The following is a 23,689-nucleotide window of genomic DNA, read 5'->3' on the forward strand; positions in this document are numbered from 1 at the left end:
CCAGTATGCTAGTAAACACTGCTGCACTCGTGCTTTCTACGGTCAAATATGGTGAAAGCGATATCATAGCAAAATTATTCACTCGTGAATTAGGAGTTCAATCCTATATGATAAAAGGAGTGCGCAAATCGCGTAAAGGCAAGTTGCGTATTTCATTCTTTCAACCACTTACACAATTAGAGATTCAAACCAATCATAAAGGAAAGGGTAATTTAGAGTATATTAAAGAAGCTGGGGTAAGAGTACCGTATTCAAATATTCATACTGATATTGTCAAAGGCAGTATTGCTTTGTTTTTCAGCGAGGTGCTCAGTCAGTTATTGATAAATGATCAACCAGATGAATCCCTCTTTGATTATTTAAACTACGCTTTTGAATTTTTGGACGTGACCGATCATGTCGCAAATTTTTCTATCAAAGTTCTTCTGGATACAAGTGTTATAATGGGATTTGGTATTGATCAGGCTTCAAATGATCAACCCTACCTTAATTTGCTTACTGGTGTTTTTGATGATAATGGATTACAACCTCATCACACTACTCAAAGTGAGGCAAGTCTCATAAAGAAATTTATGGGCATAAAATTTGATGAGCTAGGTACTATAAAAATGAATAGATCTAGTCGTAATTCCTTACTTAGTTTGGTGATCGACTATTTTCAAATACATTTGCAAGTCTTTAAAAAACCATCGTCCTTGGCGATATTAAAACAGCTGTTTGATTCTTGATTAGAATAATAATTTTACTAGTTTTTTTAAGTGCATTTAATGCTTTTTCTCAAACAGTTACTGTTGTTAATAGTGAGACTGGTGAACCTGCAGTAAACGTTGCCATCTATAATAAATCAAAGAAGTTAAGCACCTATACTAATATTGATGGTAAAGCTAGACTGGATAAATTTGATCTAGATGAAAATTTATATTTTCAAGCTATTTCTTACTTGACTATACGATTGACAAAAAATCAAATTATTGCAAATGATAATTTAGTAGGACTTACACCTAGATCAGAGACTATAGATCCTATTGTTATTTCTGCTTCAAAATTTGAACAGCGAGAGAGAGACATACCTCAAAAAATAATAGCTATTCCAGGTTTAAAAGTTCAAGAGTATCAACCACAAACTACAGCAGATTTTTTGGAGCAAACAGGACAAGTATTTGTGCAAAAATCTCAACAAGGTGGTGGTAGTCCTATGATACGAGGCTTTTCAACTAATAGATTATTAATTACTGTTGATGGAGTGCGCATGAACAATGCGATTTTTAGAGGAGGAAACCTTCAAAACATCATATCAATAGACCCATTAAGCATTGATCGCAGCGAGGTGATTCTAGGTCCAGGCAGCGTTGTTTATGGTAGTGATGCTATAGGTGGTGTAATGAATTTTTATACAGCACAACCCAAATTTGCTCAAGATTCTTCCATGGTAAGTGGTCGTGTAATGGGAAGATATTCATCGGCAAATAATGAAAATACCGTTCATGCTAGGTTTAATTATCACGGTGATCAATGGGCCACTGCTACTAGTATAAGCTTAAATTATTTTGATGATCTACGCATGGGAGAACACGGTCCCGACGATTATTTAAGATTACAATATCAAACTAGAGCAACTCAGCAGGATGTAGTAGTTGATAATCCAGACCCCAGAGTACAAATTTCTAGTGGTTATGATCAAATCAATTTATTACAAAAAGTAAGTTATGAGCCTAGTTTAAATTGGCGATTAGATGCCAGTCTTATTTACACAGCTACTAGTGACTATTCTAGGTATGATGCATTGACACGCTTTCGCGAAAGCGGAGAACCAAGAAATGCGGCATGGTATTATGGACCACAAAAATGGTTGCTCGCACATGGAGTTGCCACGCACAGAGGTAATGGGAAATGGTATGATAAATTGGTTATCAGCCAGTCCTTTCAAAAAGCTGAAGAAAGTCGTAATACTAGATCGTTCCAAAGTAATTCGTTATTCCGTAATAAAGAACAAGTAAATATTTGGAGCACCAGTGTAGATGCCGAGCGACGAGATAGAGAAAATAATGTTCTTTTCTATGGTGTCGAGTTTATTCACAACCGCGTAAATTCTAAGGGTAGTGAAGTTAATATAGAAACTAGTGAGGTCCAGGCTGCGGCCTCTAGATATCCTGATGGTGCCTCATGGCGCTCGCTGGCTGCTTATTTTAACTATCAATGGAGCATCAAAAAAAATCTAACATTGCAATCTGGATTGCGTTATAATCACATCTGGCTTAATGCAGATTTTGATCGAAGGTTTTTTGATTTCCCTTTTCAAAGCGCAACAGTTAATACAGGAGCACTTACCGGTGCGGCCGGATTAACATACTTACCTAATCCATCATGGGAACTCCGAGCAAATTTTAGTACGGCATTTAGAGCTCCAAACGTAGATGATGTTGGAAAAATATTTGACCCAGATCCGGGAACTCTTATTGTACCAAATCCTGACGTAGAATCTGAATACTCCTATAATACCGAACTGGGTGTAAAAAGAAAATGGAAAAACGTACAGTTCGAGATAGCAGGCTATCATACCTTCTTGAAAGACGCTTTGGTGCCTAGACTTTTCTCTTTTAATGGTCAAGATCAAATTGATTATCAAGGGGAAACTAGAAACGTATTTGCTATCCAAAATGGGCAAGAGGCTAGGATTTGGGGAATCGAAGTTGCAGGTAAATGGAATTTAGAGAATAACTGGTCCATTAAAGGAACTTATACTCATGTAAATGGTGAGCAAACAGAAGAGGATGGTAGTAAAGAGAACGTGAGGCATGTTGCACCAGATTTTGGAAGACTTGAAATTGAGAAAACTGGCTCTAGATGGAATGCAGCTGCTTGGGTGATGTTCAATGGAGAGTTAGGATTTAACGATCTAGATCCTACACAACGCAATAGACCTTATTTGTACGCTCTAGATGAAGATGGTAATCCTTATTCACCTAGATGGTACACGTTTAATGTGCGAGGTAATTACCAGTTAAAGGACGATATAACGGCAACAGTAATTATTGAAAATATAACCGATCAACGTTATCGAACTTACTCTAGTGGTATTGCTGCTGCAGGTCGCAATTTGATTGTTGCACTTAGATTTGACTTTTAAGGATTGAGTACACGAGCTTCTATATATGGTCAGCGATTTGAATTAGATCCTACTGGAGCGGTTTATTGGGTAGAACAAGATGTGTTGCTAATTGCCGATGTCCATTTAGGTAAAAGTGCTCATTTTAGAAAAAATGGGATGGCAGTTCCTGCTACTGCCGATGATAAAGAATATGACAAGCTTACCAACCTTATTCATAAATACAAGGCGAGTAGGTTGTGGTTTTTAGGTGATTTATTTCACTCATATCAAAATGCTGAATGGCATTTTTTTGAACAATGGATGAGGTTTCAAACTGCCGATATAGCTCTTGTTCTGGGAAATCATGATGTGATTTCAAAAAAAGAATTCAACCGTATAGGATTAAAGACCTATGAGGCAATTAGAATGGATTCTATTTTCTTAACACATCATCCAGAAATTAAACAAGGCTTTTTTAATATCGCTGGACATATTCACCCTAGTGTGAAATTACAAGGCACCGGAAAACAATCTATGAAATTACCTTGCTTTCATGTATGTGAGACGGGAATGGTCCTGCCAGCATTTGGCGATTTCACTGGAACCTATACTATTCAGCCTAAAAAAGGAGATCGAGTATTTGTTGTTGCCGACAATGAAGTGATTGAAATGCGTTAAGCCTTTACAAAAGAAACTTCTTTATCGTTCTCTTGTTAGTACCTTAGTACTATGAGAAGAAAACTTTACGCAATACTCAATGCCATTATAGTAGTTGTTTTAATAGGCTGGAATGGATATGCAAATTCAGGTAATTTTAATGGAAAGAATGTAGGTGAGCTCAGTGCAGAATATAATAACCTGTTTACTCCTGCTAGTTATGCCTTTTCCATTTGGGGCCTTATTTTTTTATCCCTATTAATATTTTGCGCTTATGGTCTTTATTATGCTTTTAATGATAAACATAGAGATTTACTTAGGAGGTTATGTAGTTCTGATTTGATAAGCAACAATCAGAAAAAGTTTGAAAACCGAACTGACTTCATTCTAACCACCGCTCCATTTTTCTTTATAGCAAACGTCTTGTGTTCCTTATGGGTAGCATTTTGGCTAGAAGAAATGATTTTAGTATCCGTTCTCATAATGTTTGGACTATTAAGTAGTCTACTTATATGCATAAAACGTTTGGATCTTGAAATTTGGGATGCTCCTATTCACATTATTGCTTTTGTATGGTGGCCGCTATGTTTGTACGCGGGATGGATAAGTGTTGCAACTATTGCAAATGTGGCATCCTATCTTGTAAGTGTGACTGATTTTACTATTGATGAACAAATTACAATAACCATTGTAATGGTTGCTGTAGCAGTTGTTATCAATCTATTTATGATTGTAAAACGTAATATGCGCGAGTTTGCATTAGTTGGAGTATGGGCATTAATAGCTATTGCAGTTAGACACTTTGAAGAGGTTACATGGATTGCTTATACTTCTTTGCTAGGAGCAGTTGTTCTATTTATTGCGGCTGGAATTCATGGTTCTAGAAATAAAGAAACAAGTCCAATAATGAAGTACAAGGAATATAAATCTCTAAGAAAGTAATAAGTTAAAAACTGCGTATATCATTACCCCAACTTGGATACGTGAAAATGGTGTTTTTTAAATTTTCAAATGTCATTCCAGCATTCATGGCAACTGCAAACATGTTTATTTGTTCTGATGCCTCTGGACCTATAATATGAGCTCCTACAATCTCATTGTTACTTTTATCTAGTAATATTTTGTATGCATATTTAATTCCTTGTAAGCGTCTGTTATTAAACCAGGAGGAAGCATCGCTTTCAATAACCTCATAGTTTAGCCCGTTTTCATTAGCTTGTTTTTCTGTAAGGCCTATTCCAGCAATTGTAGGAATCATAAAAACAGCGCTAGGAATTGCTGGTACTTTTAATTCTTTATTATTCCCTAGTATGTTTTGACTTACAACTTGTGCTTCAATACCACTTAAAGGAGTTAAGGGTAGGGTTTTAATACTTACATCACCACAAGCGTAAAAGTTTTCTTGACTCTCACTTTGTAATTTAGAGTTTACGACGATACCATTACGGTTTGTCACTACACCAGCATTTTCCAATTGTAAATCATCAATGGATGGCACTCTACCCGATGTGTTAAAAACCACATCGACCGTTTTTTGATGTTGAACACCATCTTGATGATAATAAACAATATGTTTATCATCTATCTTTTCAATGGAGCTGGCTTGAGAATTAAGTTGTATTGAAATTCCTAATTCTATACTTAACTGTTGAGCATGATGTACCGTGTATTCTTCAAATGGATTTAGAATGCGTTCACTTCTTTGCAGTACGGTTACTTCGCACCCTAATCTGTGAAGAATGTGACTAAATTCCATTCCTATATATCCACCACCTATAAAAAGAACTTTCTTTGGAAGTTGCTTCATTGAAAAAAAGTCGCCACTGGACAACGTATATTCAGCACCAGGAATATCTAGAGGTCTAGTTTTCATTCCAGTTGCTATCACAAACTTTTTAGAGTATATCTTCTCTCCTTCAATATCTAGTGTATTTTTATCTACAAAAGAGGAATTACCGTGGTAACAATCTATCCCTGCTTCTTTAAATTTATTTTCGGTACGCTGCGGTATGTTGTCACGATAAGATTCAACTTGATTCAGCATTTGCTCCCAAGAAGCTGTAGCAGTTCTAGATATCCCATTTCCCTTTAAGTCACCGCTTAAATTTTGAGCTTCAATTGCTGCAAGAAGAATTTTTTTGGGATCACAGCCACGTTGGGCGCATGTTCCTCCATATTCTCTTATATCGATTACTCCTACTTTTTTTCCAGAGTTGGCACATTGAGTAGCTACTAACTGTCCTGCAGTTCCAGTTCCTATTACAAATACATCATATGTTTTCATAGTAAGCAAGTTAAACCTAGATACTGTTAAATGCTCTTAAACTGAATCCAAAGCTTTTCTAAAACTCAGGGAGCGACCTATCTTTGCAACTCAATACAAGGATTTTGAGTTATACTTCTATATTAGAGCGTTTTAAAAGCTTATCACAAACCAACGTTTTATATGACCTAGTTCAAGATGCAAAGGGCTATCATACTATTAGTGGATTAAACGGTAGTAGTTATTCCATGTTGATAAAGGTTCTTTTTGATCAGGCAGAAAAACCGTTTTTACTTATATGTGATGATAAGGAACAAGCAGCGTATTATTTAAATGATCTAGAACAGAGTATAGGAGAAGATCACGTGCTATTTTATCCAGGTAGTTATCGCAGGCCCTATCAAATTGAGGAGACTGACAACGCCAATGTATTGTTACGAGCTGAGGTCCTCAATAGGATAAACTCTAGAAAAAAACCAGCGGTAATCGTCACTTATCCAGATGCTTTGTTTGAAAAGGTTGTGACTCGGAAAGAACTTGAAAAAAATACCCTTAAAATTTCGGTTGGCGATCAAATCACCGTTGATTTTGCTAACGAAGTTTTATTCGAGTACGAGTTTAAAAGAGTTGATTTTGTGACTGAGCCAGGAGAATTTTCCCTAAGAGGAGGAATATTAGATGTGTTCTCTTTTAGTAACGACGAGCCCTATCGAATTGAGTTTTTTGGAAATGAAATCGATTCCATTCGAGTTTTTGATGTTGAAACCCAATTAAGTAAGGAACAGGTTAAAAAAATCTCAATTATTCCAAATGTTGAACACAAAAAACTTGAAGAAACTAGAGAGAGTTTCCTTAAATACCTGTCTAATAAGACCAGTATTTTTGCTTTTCACTTAGAACTACTCTACGGTCGATTAGACTCGCTTTTCGCGAAAGCGGAACAAGAATATAACAATTTGCAAGGCGAAATACGTCAATTATCGCCACAGGAAATTTTTGCAAATTCTGAGCTTATCAAAAAGCAGCTAAAAGAGTATAATCACTTTGAATTTGTTGCCAATCAAGGAGAAATAGCATTTAAGACACAGCCACAACCATCTTTTAACAAGCAGTTTGAGTTATTGATTGAAAATCTTGAAACTAACAAGGCAGATGGTATCAAGAACTATATCTTTTGTGGTACCGCACAACAAGCAAAACGTTTTCATGACATTTTTGACGACATGAATGCTACTGTCGAGTATGAAACCGTAGTAGCTCCTTTATATCGTGGATTTATAAGTTATGATTTGCGTATTGCATGTTATACCGATCATCAAATATTTGAACGATATCATAAGTTTCATCTCAAAAATGGATACGCAAAAAAACAAGCGATTACCTTAAAGGAACTTAACTCGCTCGAGATTGGAGATTATGTTACTCATATAGATCATGGAATAGGGAAATTTGGTGGATTACAAAAGGTCGATCAAAATGGTAAACAACAAGAGGCCATTAAACTTATTTATGGTGAACGAGATATCTTATATGTATCAATTCATTCCTTACATAAAATTACCCGATTTTCAAGTAAAGATGGTAAACCACCAAAAATTTACAAATTAGGTAGTCCAGCTTGGAAGAAACTGAAACAAAAAACTAAGAAAAAGGTAAAGGAAATTGCTTTTGATCTTATCAAACTTTACGCAAAACGTAAATCGAAAAAAGGATTTCAGTATGCTCCAGATGGTTATTTGCAAAATGAACTCGAGGCTAGTTTTATCTATGAAGATACTCCGGATCAAAGTGCAGCTACCGCCGATGTAAAGGCCGATATGGAAAGCGATAAACCAATGGATAGATTGGTTTGTGGTGATGTAGGTTTTGGTAAGACAGAGGTAGCTATAAGAGCTGCCTTTAAAGCAGCGGTTAATGGAAAACAAGTTGCTGTTCTTGTGCCTACAACTATTCTAGCTTTTCAGCATGCTAAATCTTTTAAAGAACGATTGTCAGATTTACCTGTGAAGGTAGATTACTTAAACCGTTTCAGAACAGCAAAAGAACGTCGGGCGGTTCTTGATGGACTAGCCGATGGAAGTATCGATATAGTAATAGGAACCCATCAACTGGTAAATAAATCTGTTCGTTTTAAGGATCTCGGACTTTTGATTATTGATGAGGAGCAAAAATTTGGAGTTGCAGTAAAAGACAAATTAAAAACCCTTAAAGAAAATATCGATACGCTCACGTTAACAGCGACACCTATTCCTAGAACACTTCAGTTCTCATTAATGGCTGCTCGTGATTTAAGTGTTATAAAAACACCACCACCTAATAGACATCCTGTCGAAACAAAGGTGGTTCGTTTTAGTGAAGAGGTAATTCGTGATGCTGTGAGTTATGAAATCTCAAGAGGCGGACAAGTGTTTTTTGTTCATAATCGAATCGAGAATATAAAGGAAGTAGCAGGAATGATTCAAAGATCAGTACCCGATGCAAAAATTGGTATAGGTCATGGTCAAATGGATGGTAAAAAATTAGAGGAACTGATGCTTTCATTTATGAACGGTGAGTTTGATGTACTCGTTTCAACAACCATAATTGAAAGTGGTCTGGATGTCCCAAATGCTAATACGATTTTTATAAATAACGCTAATAACTTTGGCTTGTCTGATCTACATCAAATGAGAGGTAGAGTAGGGCGTAGTAATAAAAAAGCCTTTTGTTACTTCATAACGCCACCCTATGAGGTTATGACTGATGACGCACGTAAACGTATTCAAGCAATTGAAACATTTTCTGATTTAGGAAGTGGTTTCAATATCGCAATGAAAGATCTTGAAATACGTGGAGCTGGAGACATTTTAGGTGGTGAACAAAGCGGTTTTATGAATGAAATTGGTTTTGATACCTATCAAAAAATCCTTGCCGAAGCTATTTCTGAATTAAAAGAAAATGAATTCAAGGATCTATATATTGAGGATGATGTAGATAAAAAACCTGTTACTGATGTTAATATAGATACTGATTTTGAATTATTGTTTCCAGATGATTATATCAACTCTATTACAGAAAGATTATCGCTTTATTCAAAATTGAATGAGGTTGAAAACGAGGATGAGTTGCAAAATTATCGAAAAGAATTAGTAGACCGTTTTGGAGAATTACCAGATGAAGCAGAAGACTTACTTACAAGTATTCGTATAAAGTGGATTGCTGCTAATATGGGGCTTGAAAAAATTGTTATGAAAAACGGAAAGTTCGTAGGCTACTTTGTAAGTGATCAACAAAGTGATTTTTATCAATCACCAGCATTTGGAAAGGTGTTACAAGCAGTTCAATCTCATCCTAGACAATTTAAGATGAAGGAGAAACAAACAAGAGCTGGATTACGTTTATTACTCACTATACCAGATATTAAAACAGTTGATAAAGCATATGAAGCTTTAAATAAAATATTACCATTGCCGGTCCATGAAAAAGCTTAATAAAAGCAGAAGCTTTAGCCCAAATTATTTCTTTATCAATTTATGTATTTCAATTACCTGTTGATCGTTCAATAATCTGAAAAAATAAACGCCTTTTCCTAATTCTTGAATGGATATGTTGTTCAATTGATCTGGACCAAGCTTGCAATTTTTCACAAGCTTACCTTGTAGGTTGTAGATTTCTAGTCTGTTTATAGTGTTATTTAAACACACTATATTAATCTGGTCACTTGCGGGATTTGGGTAAAGTTCGATTTGAGATCGCGTGTTTGGTGCATTTTCATAGTTTAATAAACCGCTTATATCTAATGTAACAATGTCGCTATTAGATCCAAAACCATAAATCATTTCTTCTGTGATAAAGTAATTTCCAGCACCATCCTCAATCGTATTCAGTAACAGTTGCCAGGTGGTACCTGCATCTGTTGTGAGATATAAATCTCCAGTTGAGGTTGTAATTCCTATTCCGTAAGATGGAGTAAAGAATTTGAAGGTACCTATAAATCCTGGGAAATTATTGTACTGAAAGGTTTGTCCGCCATCATAAGAAACTTGTTGACCTATGTAAAATGTGTTTGCATCAATCAATTGTATTCCTTCAAAATTCCCACCTGTGTAATTGATAGGATTCCAGGATGCACCACCATCAATTGTCTTAAAAGCTTGATTACTGGTATTAGTCGCAATACCTATCAAATCATCGAGGAAAACGATGTATTCAGTATTACCTGTAGTTATGATATGGCTCCATCCAGAACCAGTTTGGTAACGATAAATTCCATCGCTTGCAAAGAAGTTACCACCTACCACAAAAAAGTCATCTCTAGATTTTAACCAAACGTCTTTTGCAATAAACTGTTGGGTAATATTAGGTCCCGTTATGTTAATCCAGGTGTCACCATAATCATCAGAATAACTTACTCGACTTATATTTCCACGTGTAGTTAGTGCCTCACCATTAGGCTTTAGGTGAACAGCATTATAGCCGCCAGAAACTGTCTTGCGGTCCCATGTTACGCCATAATCTGTAGTACGATACATAACATCCCTAAATACCGCACTACCATTATTACCTAGACCTACTACTAATCCTGTAGCATTATTACCAAATGAGGCTTGTTCTAGTGAGCTCGGTATAAAATCATTTAAATGACTGTTCCATGTAGTTCCATCTATAGATTCTAGTACAGCTCCTTCTAATCCAATATATAATTTAGTTGCGCTGGCATCAATGCTTAAAAAATCATCTCGTCCTATATCTTGTAGGCTCCATGAAAGGCCCTGATCATTTGAACTTAATATATTACCATCGTTGCCCACAACGTAATAGGTATTATTATGAAAAACCAGGTCATTAAGTCGCTCGTTAGTTCCAGATGTAGATTGGTTCCAGGTTAGCCCTGCATCGTTAGTATAAAAAATAAAACCGCCTGATGCGATAACTATCCCATTGAGAGAATCTCTAAAATCAATTTTAGTTAGGGTCCAAAAATTTTGAATAGGTAATGCTATACTAGTCCATGTGGTACCGCCATCGTCGGTTCTATAAAAGGTGATGTCGTCGCCCACTACAAATCCGGTATTACTATCAATAAAGTGAATGTCTCTTATCGTTTCAGTTGTTCCTACATTAAGAGTAGTCCAATTACTACCACCATCGATAGTTTTGATAAGTTTACCATTACCACCAGCAACATAGCCTTCATTCTCATTCAGAAAATATAAAGTAGAAAATCCGCTGCTGGGTAGATTATAATTGATAGTACTTCTAAATTTATCATTTGATTTTATAACTCGATTTCTATTTACTATGTAAGCGAGATCATTACGCAAGACCTGTAGATCAAAACCTTGTCCATTACCTTCTAGTCTATAAGTATTACCATCGTTTTCACTTATATACATACGGTTAAGAAGATTGACTTCATCAAACAAGAATATACTACCATCTGGTGATACTTCAACTTCCGTAATTTCAGAAATGTTTTTTATAGGAGTTCTAAATATCCAATCTGGTTGTTGAGCTCGAAATGTTGTTGTAGTTAATAAAACAATAAATGATAAAAGCGCTGTTCTCATAGCAACAAAGATATTACAAAGAGTCTATTCAAAGGGTTACTGTTTGAACTTAAGGTAATTAGATGATTGAGGTAGCGAGTGATTTTCAGTTTGATTATGATATTTGATTTTACGCTTTCGCGAAAGCGTAGAAACAAAAAAAGCCAGATCAAAAAGACCTGGCTTATATTATAGAGGTTATCTTCTAGGCTAACCATTGACTCCATGGCAGACGACTAAGAATAACAACAAACGCCAAGGTGTAAAATATACCTAGCATTTTGAACTTGCCACTGCTTATAACTTTTTTCTTGTGTTTTGAATAACCGATGGTTAAAAGTGTAACACCTATTATCATCATTAAAGGATGTTCTAGGGCTAGTAATCGCAGGCCACTGTTGCCCATCACTTCACTTGTGTTATTAAAAAGCATGCTGGAATATGGAGAAACTATCCAAAGAACAATCCCCAGAAGTAATTGAATATGAGTTACAATTAACCCTACTAATGCCAGACTGAAATCTTTATTTCCAAATTCTTTTTTTCCTAACCAACCGATTAGTGAATTGATCGTTGCGATACCTAATACTAAAAGTAATAGATAAGCCCAACCGGAATGTGCATGTTGAATAATATTGTACATAGATCTCTTAATTTGAAATCAAAAATAAGGCAAAAAAATAACCCTATCTCTCTAGATAGGGTTATTGTAAAACAATTTATTTAATAGTTCTTAGTTAAAGATGTATCTAAGTCCTATTTGAGCTTGCCATCTTGAAGAACGTATTCCAGCATCGTCAATTTGCTCAAATCCTTCTGCAAAATCAGGATCAAATGAGAATTCTGGGTCTGGTCCACCTCTTTCAGTTTCTACGATTTCAACTTCACCAAAGCTTCCTGTGATTCTCTTTTGAACACCCCAATCTTTGTTTAAGAAGTTGAAGAAGTTGAAGATGTCTAATGAAGCTTGGAAAGTGTGCTTTTTACCACCAAAGTCTAATTTAAAGTCTTGAAGAACTTTTAAGTCTACAATGTGGTTCCATGGTCCACGGTCACCATTACGCTCTGCATATTGTCCTCTTCTTTCTCTTAGGTAATCATTACCTTCAATGAATGCATCAAGAGCAGCCCATTGATCTGCAGCCGATACACCGTTTGCATCTACTAGGTTAATCTCGCTCTGGTTTCTAGGAATATAGAATAAAGCATTATCACTAGAGTCGTCGTTCAAAAGATCAGCTCCTTCGTCATAGATGTAACTTAAAGTACCACCTTGTTGACCGTTATAGAATAAACTTACTGTAGTAGCAAAGTTTTCACTCCATTCCATTTGGTAAGAAGCGTTTGCAGTAATTCTGTGACCTAATGCAAACTGTGAGTTTCCAATAGTTGCACGGTTTTTACCGTTTACAGTAACTACGTTTCTCCATTGAGAACTGTTTTGTGAAGAAGTACCTTCAAAGATAGATTTACCTTGTCCGTATGTATAAGCGATCTGTCCAGAGAATCCATTGTCAAATGGCTTTGTTAATACGAATGATGCGTTGTATGACCAACCTTCATTTGTATTTGTTCCTAAGATAATACGAGAATACTCACTATCTATACGCTGACTGTCATTCCAAAGTGGACGAGTATCTGCACCGTTAAGGGTACCTACTGGTTCACCAATGTTTAAGTTTTGGTAAAGTACATTGTTGATTGTTTCATTGTAAAGGAAATCTGCACTAGCAATTAATCCCCATACACCTAATTTTTGGTCAACACCTAGACTGTATTTAGCTACCTGAGGTAATTTAAAGTCTGGTGCAAATAAATCGATTTGTCCACCGATTGTACCACTACCTGGGGCTGGACCGTTTCCAATAGGTTGATTAAATGGATCTGCTTCAAAGAATAATGTTCCTGAATCAAAGTCATTCTCATTAACTCCACCTACAGAGATACCATTGTTGTTGTAAGCACCACCTGGCCATACTAATGGGATACGTGAAGTAAAGATTCCTAATCCACCACGTACTTGAGTTGTTTTGTCACCAAAAGCATCCCAGTTAAATCCTAAACGTGGAGAAACATGAATTTGACTTTTTATTTTCTTACCAACTCTAGCACCTTGAAGATCTTTACCAGCCGCTTCTAATAAAGCAACTGTTCTTGTGTTGAAGTCATCGTTTGCAGTACCTTCTTCAAAGAATGGTACATCAACTCTTACACCGTAGGATAATTTAAAGTCCTTAGTTAATTTCCACTCATCCTGAGCATAAAGACCTAACTGAGAGTAGTTGAATTGTGCAGCCGCTGCTGTCGCATCGTCTCCTGTTGTTCCTGCTGGATCTAGTAAAGAATAAGAGTAGTCGTAATCAGTAGGAGCAACGTCGTTTGAAGGATCATTGTCAAAATAAGATTCAAAATCAGCTAAGGAATTAAATCTATACTGTCCAAAATTTTGACGAATGAATACGTTACGTATATCATAGGATTCAAAGTTACCACCTAAAGTAATGTTGTGAGCACCGGCAGCAATTTGGAAGTTATTTGTGATAGTGAATACGTCTTGATCAAGAATGTTTCCTGTAGAGAAAGCTTCAGAACCAAATGTAATGCTACCTGCACCGTCATTGATGCTAACTCTAGGGAATGCACCACCTATTGGGTCACGGTCATCTCTTACAGTAGTGTAACTAGCAATTAAATTGTTAGATAATTTATTGTTGATTTGACTGTTCCACTCCAAAGTTGTGAAATTAGTTTCAGAAGGGAAGAAAACACCTGCGTTAGCAAAGTTGATAGAAGTAGCGCTACTTGTACTTGGTGAAGTAGACTCACCACGTACGTAGTTGTGCTTAAGTACAAGAGTATTCTTATCATTAACGTTGTAATCTAAACGAATAGTAAATCTATCGGTATCTAATGTTCTGTTCGTGTTTTCATAACTACCAGGATTGTAACCAAATAAGTTTATTAGGTTATCTCTTAAGTTGTTAATCCTTGTTGGGTCTGCTGGTAAGTTAGTGTCACCTGCAGCATTTCTTGCATCACCTACATATTGGTTAAAATCAAAAGGTCTAGGAGTTTCTTCTCTTTCAATTTCTGCATTAACAAACATGAAAAGTTTGTTCTTGATTATAGGACCACCTACTCTAAAACCGTAAAGGTTAGTAGAGAATTCATCTAATCTTTCTCTATCTGGAGCTGGGTCACTACCGTTTCTATCGTCTATTTCATCGATAACCGCTTGAGGTGTTTTACCTGCAAGTTTTTCATTTCTATTAAACCAGTAAGCACTACCTTCCCAGTTATTAGTACCAGAACGAGTAATTGCATTGATAGCACCACCAGTAAAACCTGATTGTCTTACGTCAAAAGGAGCAATGTTTACTTGGAATGATTCAATAGCATCTAGAGAAATTGGATTGATACCAATTTGTCCACCATTAGTACCTGTACCTGCAAGACCAAAAACGTCGTTGTTAACGGCACCATCAATAAAGATAGAGTTGTAACGATTGTTTTGACCAGCAATTGAGATAGCGCCACCTTCTGTTACTTGTGCTTGTGGAGTTTTTCTCAAAATGTCATCAATACCACGAGTTACTGTAGGTAACGTGTTGATTTCACGAGTAGAGATGTTTGTCTCTGGACCTGTATTGTTTGAATCAAAAATACCATCACGTGTTGCTTTAATAACAACTTCGTCAAGAGCATTAGCCTCATCAGATAAGGTTACATTAAAAGTTTCTGATTCACCTAACTGTAGGAAAATATTTTCAAAAACTTCATCCTTCTTTCCAACATAAGAGAAAGTAATGGTGTAAGGACCACCTACACGCATGTTTGTTATGCGGTAGTAACCATTGATGTCTGTAGCAGAACCGTAGTTTGTACCTGTAGGTCCGTGCACAGCAACGATTGTAGCGCCTAAAAGTGGTTCGTCACCAGCTTCTAGAACTCGACCATTAATACTCGAGGTTGTAACCTGAGCAGTGGCCACTAGCGCAACAAAAAACATTGCTAGCGTTGCTAAAAATTGTAATTGTTTCTTCATTTGGGTATGAATTAGCTTGAGTTAAAATTTTTGCAAATGTCCGTACTAAATCCCTTTCCAATATTAAGCTAACATTAAATTACACTTTTTAACACTTATTTTTTCTGGTTCTAATTAATTATGTTATCGCAATTGGTAAAATCTACTCAAGATTTGTTGTGTACTAGCATCGTGCTGGCCAGTCGAGACGTTCTCTATGTCTTGTAAAACAGCATCAGCTAGAACTTTTCCTAATTCTACACCCCATTGGTCATAGCTATAAATATTCCATATAACACCTTCTGTAAAGATTTTGTGTTCATACATCGCTATTAATTTGCCTAGGCTAGCTGGTGTAAGCTCATCTATAAGTAGGGTAGTAGTAGGTTTGTTCCCTTCAAAAACTTTGTATGGTAATAGAAATTCTATCTCGTCTTGGTTTTTTCCTGCAGTTATTAGATCGTCAAAGGCTTCTTCTTTTGTCTTACCATTCATTAATGCTTCTGTTTGAGCAATAAAGTTTGCCATAAGCTTGTTGTGATGATCTTGATGTTGGTATTTCGCTTTCGCGAAAGCGATAAAATGAGCAGGAATCAGTTTTGATCCTTGATGAATAAGTTGGAAAAAGGCGTGTTGAGAATTTGTTCCAGGTTCTCCCCAAACGATATTACCAGTTTCATAATTCACTCTAGAACCGTTACGATCTATAGTTTTACCATTACTTTCCATTATAGCCTGTTGTAGGTAGGCTGGTAATCGATGTAAATATTGAGTGTATGGAATTACTGCCTCGCTTTGAGCCTTATAAAAGTTGTTGTACCAAATAGTTAATAAAGCTAATTGAACAGGTATGTTATTTTCAAATGAAGCTGTTTTAAAATGATCATCCATTTGTGTTGCTCCATCAAGTAGTTGTTGGAAGTTGTGAGTGCCCACACTCAATGCTATACTCATTCCTACCGTGCTCCACAAAGAAAATCTACCACCTACCCAATCAAACATTGGAAAAATATTTTCTTCCTCTATACCGAAATCTACAGCTCTATTTACATTACTGCTTACTGCTATAAAATGTGTTCCTACAGCATCTTGATTCACTTGTTGTGTAAACCAATTACGTATAGTAGTGGCATTGGATAAGGTTTCCTGAGTTCCAAAGGATTTTGAAACTATTACAAAGAGTGTGGTACCAGGATTAATCGTTTTTAAAACTTCTTCTACGTGATCACCTTCAACATTAGAAACAAAATGAAGATTGAGGTGATTCTTATAGGCTTGTAAAGCCTCAGTAATCATTACTGGCCCTAGATCGCTACCACCTATTCCTATATTCACAACAGTATCAAAAGCTGCTCCACTAGCAGTTTTAAATTCGCCGCTTATTACTTTGTCTACAAATTCAAACATTTTCTGTTTGCTTGTAACAGCAGCGTCCACGAAATGTTGTGCTCCTTCATGAGCTTGTTGTGCTCGTAGAGCAGTGTGAAGGACTGACCTTCCTTCAGTTGCGTTAATAGGCTTACCAGAAAAATACGCTTCTATGGCTGCCTCTAGATGAGTTTCACGAGCAAGTTGAACTAATAGATCTTTTGTAGTTGAATCCCATAAGTTTTTTGAAAAGTCAACATAGAAATCTTCAAAAATAGTGGTGAATTCTTGAGCTCTATTGCTGTTGTCTTTAAAAGCCTGTTTCAGGTTTAAACCTTGGTTGTTATTATAATGTTCTTCTAGCTTTTTCCAAGCTTCAGTTTGAGTAGGATTGATGTTTTTCATAATAATGGCGGCTGTTATAAAATGTCGTCATTTTTAAAAGCTAGCTGATCTATTTCCTCCTTTAATGGGGCGATGAACTCTAGGTAGTTATTAATTTTTTCTTTTGGTAATGGGTCAGCAGCAGGTAGTTTTTGTTTGTAAGGGTCAACTTGTACGCCGTTTACCCAAAAACGATAACATACGTGTGGACCTGTTGCAAGACCGGTACTACCTACAGTACCTATTACCTGACCTTGTTTAACTCGTTGACCTACCTTTACTTTACGCTTGGTCATGTGTAGGTATTGAGTTGAGTAGGTGCCATTGTGCTTAATTTTTACGTAATTACCGTTACCTCGTGTGTAGCTGGATTTAGTAACGACACCATTTGCGGTTGCAACGATAGGTGTGCCTCGCGGTGCTGCATAATCTGTTCCCTTGTGTGCTTTCCATCGCTTTTGTACTGGATGAAATCTACGTTTTGTGAATCTACTAGAAATTCGGGTGTAATTTACCGGTGCTTTTAAGAAGAAACTGCGCAATGTTTTACCAGTCTCGTCGTAATAATCATGAATGTTTGCTATGGAATCAGTTTGGTAATCAAAAGCATAGTAAGGATTGCCATCAGTTTCAAACACCGCTGCTTCTATAGATTCAATACCTGCAAAAATGCTGTCGTTTATGTAACGTTCGTTATAAATCATTTTAAAACGATCGCCTTTTTGTAATCTAAAGAAATCGATGGACCATCTATAAATATCAGATAATTCATAGATTGCACTCAATCCTAAACCTTCTTCTTCCATTGCTTCTGAAAGTGTAGAGGTTATTACTCCACTAGCGGTTTTACGTTTGAATGAAATAGGGTGTTTGTCTCGATAAGCATTAAGACTATCGGTCAATTCTACAACTACATAGTCTAGTCTAGTAGGCTCGTACACAAAGGCGGCAGGAGTTCCTATACTGTCTTTTTTTCTTAAAATTTTAAATGGTTTGCCGGTTTGTATACGACGCACGTCAAATACTTCATTAAATTCTTGGGCTGCTTTAAAGGTACTTTGACCTTCAACTAAATAATCGTCTAATAGATCACCAAAGGTGTCACCTGACTTTACAGTGTCTTCCACTACTTCAAAATCAGTAAGGTTAAACCCATATTTCATTATCGGTTTTGGCGCTACTGGTGTTATTTGATTAACAGGTATTTGCTTTTGTTTTTTCTTGTCACAAGAAATAAATAGTAATAAAACAGATAAACAACCTATAAGATACTTTTTCATGTATTATTTTGTGTTAAGTGCGTGTGTAACCCATTGCTTACCCCATTCGTCGTGTTCTTGCTGTGTCCATAACGATGGGAAGAAACTAATTTTCTGAAAACTAGGCGGTAAGAACTGTTTCCAGTTTGTACCACCAGTTGCTTGAACAGCTTGTCCTTCTTTGCGTAAATACCTGTGCGCTGCACCCATGTGCATGAGTAACCAGTTGATATTTGCATTTTGATCTAGCATGCGCAAGGCCTCTATAAGGTCCTCTGTTTTTTCTTCATCTGGTAATTGTAAAAATTGCTGGTTTAAATTAGTATTTTGAACTTCACCTGCGATTCTTAAAAAACGTGGGGTATATCTTTTTTCAAACTGTTTTAAGGTAAGTGTTTTTTCACCGGTATGCATGTCAATACCGCCTTTTTTCCAATAGATGTTTTCGTATAGTTCTTGATTTGTTACTGATTCTGCTTTCGCGAAAGCGTAATCCTGCACATTATCTTTATTGCGATAGTTATCACGCACGGTAGGATGGACCAGGTTGATAAGATCAGTGCTGTAAAATTCAATCATTCTAAATTGAGCGCTTTGGAAACCGCTTGCAGGAAGTAGCGACATACGGAATTTTAAAAACTGCTCACGTTCCATTCCTCGTACCATCACATCAAATGAATTGATCAAGACTGTGAAGTAACGATTAATTCGCTTTGCCTTTTCAGCAAAAAAAGCACCTGTTAACTGCTCATTTTCTATAATTTGTTTCTGCTCGTGAATGATAAGCTTAAAATACAGTTCAGTTATTTGATGATAACCGATAAATATCATTTCATCGGGAAAATGTGTAGCAGGAACTTGTAGGCTCAAAAGTGTGTCTAGTCTTATGTAATCCCAGTAAGTAATGTACTGGTCGTATAACAAACCATCGAGGTAGGATAACATATCCTGTCCAGAATTCTTGAACTTCTCCTGAAGAAGTTCGATACGCTTTGCGATTTCTGGACTAATTTCTTGTGACATAGATTGAATCTTGGTGGATTTACAAAAATAACAAAGCCGTATAAACTGTTCAATGTTTATACGGCTTAAGTGTTAATTAGTTTTAACTAATTATGGGATAATTTTAAAACTGTGTTTTAATCCTTTGAAAGCTTCTAAATCTGCGGTTAGTGAACCTACAGCCAACTTTGCTTTAATGCGTAGTGGAATTTTATTTTCATCATCAGATATCCATACGGTAAGGCTTTCTTGTTCTTTAAAAACACGACCAGATTGAACGTAAGGTTTGAATTTTAAAGCAGGAACTTTACCAAATTTAGTTTTTACTGTGGTGCGTTTTAAAAACTTCAGTTTAAAGTCATAATTCTCCTTGTCAAAGAACATGGGTAAAATAAATTCGTCGCCTTTTTTAAGAGTTTTAGTGTCTATTTGATCTCGTAAATGATAGAAGGCGCTCACCATATCCTGTGTGCCAGGTTTTATTTTTTCGGTACTTTTTGTGTTACGTTTTTTATCGTGAACTAGTGCTTCATTTTTTTCGTGATCAAAATCTATTACAATGTCCTTTTTATAACCACCTTCATTGATGTCTCTTATGAATCTATAGGGTTTAACCTCGTTTTTGTCAATATAAGATTCGTAATGATCGTCTACCGTAAAAAAGAGATCTAGTAGTCCCGTTGATCTACCATGTCCTTTAATATGGTAAACATCCTTACCTTCAAGTTGACTGTCAATGACCTCTAGTTCTGCATAACTTGCATTGAAAATACCGTAGTGAATTCTAAACTTAAACCATTCTCCTTCTTGAAATGTTTGTTGTAGAGAATTGTTATAGGTAGCACTACTAAAGGCGGTACTCAAAAACAAAACAACTACTAATGATAAAGAAAGAATATGTCTCATGATTTATGGATTAATCGTTTCACATGATGTATTACAAAGGTTATACCATTTTGTTATAAGGTTCCTCTTCTTGCTTGTTCTCTTTCTATAGCTTCAAATAAGGCTTTAAAATTACCAACTCCGAAAGACTGTGCACCCTTACGTTGTATTACTTCTATAAACATGGTTGGTCTGTCTACAACTGTTTTTGTAAATAGTTGTAAAAGGTATCCTTCTTCGTCTCGATCAATAAGAATTCCATGTTTTTTAAGGAGTTCAACGTCTTCATCTATATCACCTACTCTCTCTAAAATATCATCATAGTACGTGTCTGGTACGTAAAGGAACTCTACTCCACGATCTCTCATAGCGCTTACAGTTGCAACAATATCGTCCGTTGCGACTGCAATGTGCTGTACACCAGGACCGTTATAGAAGTCTAGATACTCCTCAATTTGAGATTTTTTCTTTCCTTCTGCTGGTTCATTAATAGGGAACTTTATACGACCATTACCATTGCTCATAACTTTACTCATGAGAGCAGTGAATTCGGTAGAGATATCATCATCGGCAAAAGATATGATTTGAGCAAAGCCCATTACTTCTCCGTAAAATTTACACCATGTATTCATTTGGTCCCAACCTACGTTACCGACCATGTGATCAATAAATTTAAGTCCAACTGGTTCTGGATTGTAGTGTGATTCCCACTTTTCAAATCCTGGTAAGAAAACGCCATTGTAATTTTTACGTTCGACGAATATATGAACGGTCTCACCATAAGTATAGATTCCAGACCTCACTACCTCACCATGTTCGTCGCTTTCAACAGTAGGTTCTAGGTAGGGTTTTGCACCTCTTTTGGTTGTTTCTTCAAAAGCTTTACGAGAATCTTCTACCCATAAAGCCACTACTTTAACACCGTCACCGTGTAAGTTTACGTGGTCGTTGATTGGTCCGTCTTTCTGTAGTGGTGATGTAAGAACTAGTCGTATTTTATCTTGTTTAAGTACATATGAAACGCGGTCTTTTAAACCCGTTTCAAGTCCTGCATAGGCTTCTGATTGGAAACCAAAGGCTGTTTTATAGAAGTGTGCACTTTGTTTTGCATTACCTACATATAGTTCTACATAGTCTGTCCCTAATAGAGGTAGAAAATCTTCTGCTTCTTTAAATAATTTTTTGAGCGAGTATTCTGTGTTTTTTAAGTCTTTTAGATTTTTTATTTCTGCTGGCATGATTTTGTTTTTTGATAATTAATTTTTAATTGCGGCTGTTAAAAAAATAATTACCACATGGCTCTCATGTGTGCAGCACATTCTAATTTACTGTTATTGTTCTTGCTCATTTTCTTCTTCAATTAACTCTTCTATCTCAATTATTCCTTCTGTATTTAAAGAGTCTACTTTTTGATCTAATGTGTCAATATCTTCCTCATAATAATACCAATCATCTTCTATAGTTTCTTCCTTTTCATATTCATACTCTTGTCCAAAATTACTAAAATCTCCATCGGCAAGTTCACTTAAAGAAAGACCTATAATAGCAACAAATAAGATGATGATAAGAGTGGTTATTCCAGATATTGCAATGGTAATTATATTAATGATTTTCCCTGCATTAACTGATTTATATGATGATTGTGAATAGGATCTAGGATCCGACTTATAGGCTCTTACTCCTTTATTGGCTATCACTAAACCTATAATTCCACCTATTAAAGATAATGGTGCTCCTATACCGTATAAGCAACATGAAATAAAGAAAAAGACAATAGAAATTATCCCAATAACAAGTGCTGCAGGATCACCAGGGACAGATTGTTGTATCCTATTATCAAATCCTCCATCAGAATAGGATTGTTGATGATGTGTAGGTGTACTTTCGTAACCAGCTGATGATTGTTGATTTCCAAAAGGATTCTGCGAGTCGTTATTATTTTCCAATGTAAAGGTTTATTTAAATTATAGACAAATATAGTCGGTTATTCTAACCAACTTTTGTGATAACTCTCATCTGCAACTTTCATTGCTTCCTTAGTTACTTGCAATGGTGCAAAGGTATCTACCATAACTGCGAGTTCTTCTGTAACCGTTTGCCCTATACTGCGCTCGGCAGCACCTGGATGTGGTCCGTGTGGAATTCCAGCAGGATGCAAGCTTATGTGCCCAGGAGCAATATCGTTCCTACTCATAAAATCACCATCTACATAATATAGTACTTCGTCACTATCGATGTTACTGTGATTGTACGGTGCAGGAATACTTTGCGGGTGATAATCGTATAATCTAGGAACAAAGCTGCATACAACAAATGCATCAGTTTCAAAGGTTTGATGAACTGGTGGTGGTTGATGAATACGTCCAGTGATCGGTTCAAAATCATGTATTGAAAAGGCGTACGGATAATTATAACCATCGTATCCTACAACGTCAAATGGATGGGATGCATACACCATATCAAAAATCTCATCTTGCTTGCGCACTTTAATTAAAAACTCACCTTTTTCATCATGAGTTTCTAGCTCCTGTGGTTGTCTAAGGTCTCTTTCACAAAAAGGAGAATGTTCTAATAATTGTCCAAACCAATTTCTATATCGTTTTGGGGTATAAATAGGTCTTCGACTTTCAACAATAAACAACCTGTTGTCAGTGGTATCAAAATCAATTTTGTAAATAATCCCTCTTGGAATTAGCAAGTAATCACCGTATTTAAAATCCAAATTTCCTAAATGAGTACGCAATTTCCCAGATCCCTTATGAATGAATAGGAGTTCATCAGCATCGGTATTCTTATAAAAATAGTCCTGAGTTTTGTTTTGCGGTGAAGCAAGTGTAATGTTACAATCGCTATTTGTTAATACAATCTTCCTAGAATCTAGATAATCTAACTCGGGTGTCACTTCAAATCCTCTAAAACGATAGCTTTTCATATTATTGGGAATTGCTATTTCTGGCTTTACAGAATATTGACCCGAAATTTCTTTCACCATTGTCGGGCGGTAAACGTGATATGAATTTGTTGACATTCCATCAAATCCAATAGTTCCAAACAATTGTTCGTAATATAATTCACCATTTTCTTTCCTAAAAATAGTGTGTCTTTTAGGTGGAATTTTTCCTAGTTTGTGATAAAAGGGCATGCGTTTAACTTTTCTGCCCTAAATTTCGGAAATTCTTCAGACCATTCCATAGATATATGTATCTTTTTTGAATCTGAATGTCTTTCTAG

At 36.1% G+C, this 23,689-nt stretch carries 16 protein-coding genes; 5 read left to right on the forward strand and 11 right to left on the reverse strand.

Going from position 1 to position 23,689, the window contains the following annotated elements; genetic code table 11:
- The first annotated feature begins 5 nt into the window (after nt 1–5).
- Genes recO through HCN53_RS10840 form a run of 4 tightly spaced genes read left to right on the forward strand, consistent with a single transcriptional unit; the run spans nt 6 to nt 4,687 of the window.
- The gene (gene recO, locus HCN53_RS10825; protein WP_167342953.1) at nt 6–728 is read left to right on the forward strand and encodes a DNA repair protein RecO; all 723 of its coding nucleotides are present in this window, start codon (nt 6–8) and stop codon (nt 726–728) included.
- Nucleotides 725–3,127: a TonB-dependent receptor gene (locus tag HCN53_RS10830; RefSeq protein WP_167342954.1), complete on the forward strand. Its 2,403-nt coding sequence runs from the start codon at nt 725–727 to the stop codon at nt 3,125–3,127. The genes recO and HCN53_RS10830 overlap by 4 nt, the downstream gene beginning before the upstream one ends.
- Nucleotides 3,128–3,130: 3 nt before the next feature.
- A complete protein-coding gene (gene pdeM, locus HCN53_RS10835; RefSeq protein ID WP_167342955.1) occupies nt 3,131–3,766 on the forward strand; it encodes a ligase-associated DNA damage response endonuclease PdeM in 636 nt (211 codons plus the stop codon).
- A 51-nt stretch (nt 3,767–3,817) separates the two neighbouring features.
- A complete protein-coding gene (locus HCN53_RS10840) occupies nt 3,818–4,687 on the forward strand; it encodes a hypothetical protein (protein WP_167342956.1) in 870 nt (289 codons plus the stop codon).
- Nucleotides 4,688–4,691: 4 nt separating this feature from the next.
- On the opposite strand, the gene HCN53_RS10845 is transcribed toward HCN53_RS10840, so the two are convergent.
- Nucleotides 4,692–6,029 carry a dihydrolipoyl dehydrogenase family protein gene (locus HCN53_RS10845; protein WP_167342957.1) on the reverse strand — a complete coding sequence of 446 codons (1,338 nt, stop codon included), beginning with the start codon at nt 6,027–6,029 and terminating at the stop codon, nt 4,692–4,694.
- Between the two features lie 104 nt (nt 6,030–6,133).
- On the opposite strand from HCN53_RS10845, the gene mfd reads away from it, so the two are divergent.
- On the forward strand, nt 6,134–9,478 hold the full coding sequence (gene mfd / locus HCN53_RS10850; RefSeq protein ID WP_410505429.1) for a transcription-repair coupling factor: 3,345 nt from the start codon (nt 6,134–6,136) through the stop codon (nt 9,476–9,478).
- A gap of 24 nt (nt 9,479–9,502) precedes the next feature.
- On the opposite strand, the gene HCN53_RS10855 is transcribed toward mfd, so the two are convergent.
- The 10 genes from HCN53_RS10855 to HCN53_RS10900 all read right to left on the reverse strand — a co-directional run bounded on the left by HCN53_RS10855 (nt 9,503) and on the right by HCN53_RS10900 (nt 23,600).
- Complete coding sequence (locus HCN53_RS10855) at nt 9,503–11,557, reverse strand: YCF48-related protein (protein WP_167342958.1); 2,055 nt, start codon at nt 11,555–11,557, stop codon at nt 9,503–9,505.
- Between the two features lie 184 nt (nt 11,558–11,741).
- Complete coding sequence (locus HCN53_RS10860; RefSeq protein ID WP_167342959.1) at nt 11,742–12,179, reverse strand: hypothetical protein; 438 nt, start codon at nt 12,177–12,179, stop codon at nt 11,742–11,744.
- A gap of 90 nt (nt 12,180–12,269) precedes the next feature.
- Entirely contained in the window at nt 12,270–15,581 is a 3,312-nt protein-coding gene (locus tag HCN53_RS10865) for a carboxypeptidase regulatory-like domain-containing protein (RefSeq protein WP_167342960.1), read from the reverse strand.
- A 123-nt stretch (nt 15,582–15,704) separates the two neighbouring features.
- Complete coding sequence (gene pgi / locus HCN53_RS10870; RefSeq protein ID WP_206063924.1) at nt 15,705–17,333, reverse strand: glucose-6-phosphate isomerase; 1,629 nt, start codon at nt 17,331–17,333, stop codon at nt 15,705–15,707.
- A gap of 14 nt (nt 17,334–17,347) precedes the next feature.
- Nucleotides 17,348–18,592, reverse strand: coding sequence for a M23 family metallopeptidase (locus tag HCN53_RS10875; protein ID WP_060523267.1), 1,245 nt, complete (start codon nt 18,590–18,592; stop codon nt 17,348–17,350).
- A 3-nt stretch (nt 18,593–18,595) separates the two neighbouring features.
- Complete coding sequence (locus tag HCN53_RS10880) at nt 18,596–19,594, reverse strand: tryptophan 2,3-dioxygenase family protein (protein ID WP_060523266.1); 999 nt, start codon at nt 19,592–19,594, stop codon at nt 18,596–18,598.
- 90 nt (nt 19,595–19,684) lie between these two features.
- Nucleotides 19,685–20,479: a DUF3108 domain-containing protein gene (locus tag HCN53_RS10885; protein WP_167342961.1), complete on the reverse strand. Its 795-nt coding sequence runs from the start codon at nt 20,477–20,479 to the stop codon at nt 19,685–19,687.
- 53 nt (nt 20,480–20,532) lie between these two features.
- Nucleotides 20,533–21,696: a 4-hydroxyphenylpyruvate dioxygenase gene (gene hppD / locus HCN53_RS10890; protein ID WP_167342962.1), complete on the reverse strand. Its 1,164-nt coding sequence runs from the start codon at nt 21,694–21,696 to the stop codon at nt 20,533–20,535.
- Between the two features lie 93 nt (nt 21,697–21,789).
- Entirely contained in the window at nt 21,790–22,404 is a 615-nt protein-coding gene (locus HCN53_RS10895) for a CCC motif membrane protein (RefSeq protein ID WP_167342963.1), read from the reverse strand.
- Between the two features lie 38 nt (nt 22,405–22,442).
- Nucleotides 22,443–23,600, reverse strand: coding sequence for a homogentisate 1,2-dioxygenase (locus HCN53_RS10900; protein WP_167342964.1), 1,158 nt, complete (start codon nt 23,598–23,600; stop codon nt 22,443–22,445).
- Nucleotides 23,601–23,689 lie beyond the last annotated feature (89 nt).

It is taken from the genome of Nonlabens sp. SY33080 (genome assembly GCF_011784885.1).
Taxonomy (GTDB): Bacteria; Bacteroidota; Bacteroidia; order Flavobacteriales; family Flavobacteriaceae; genus Nonlabens; species Nonlabens tegetincola.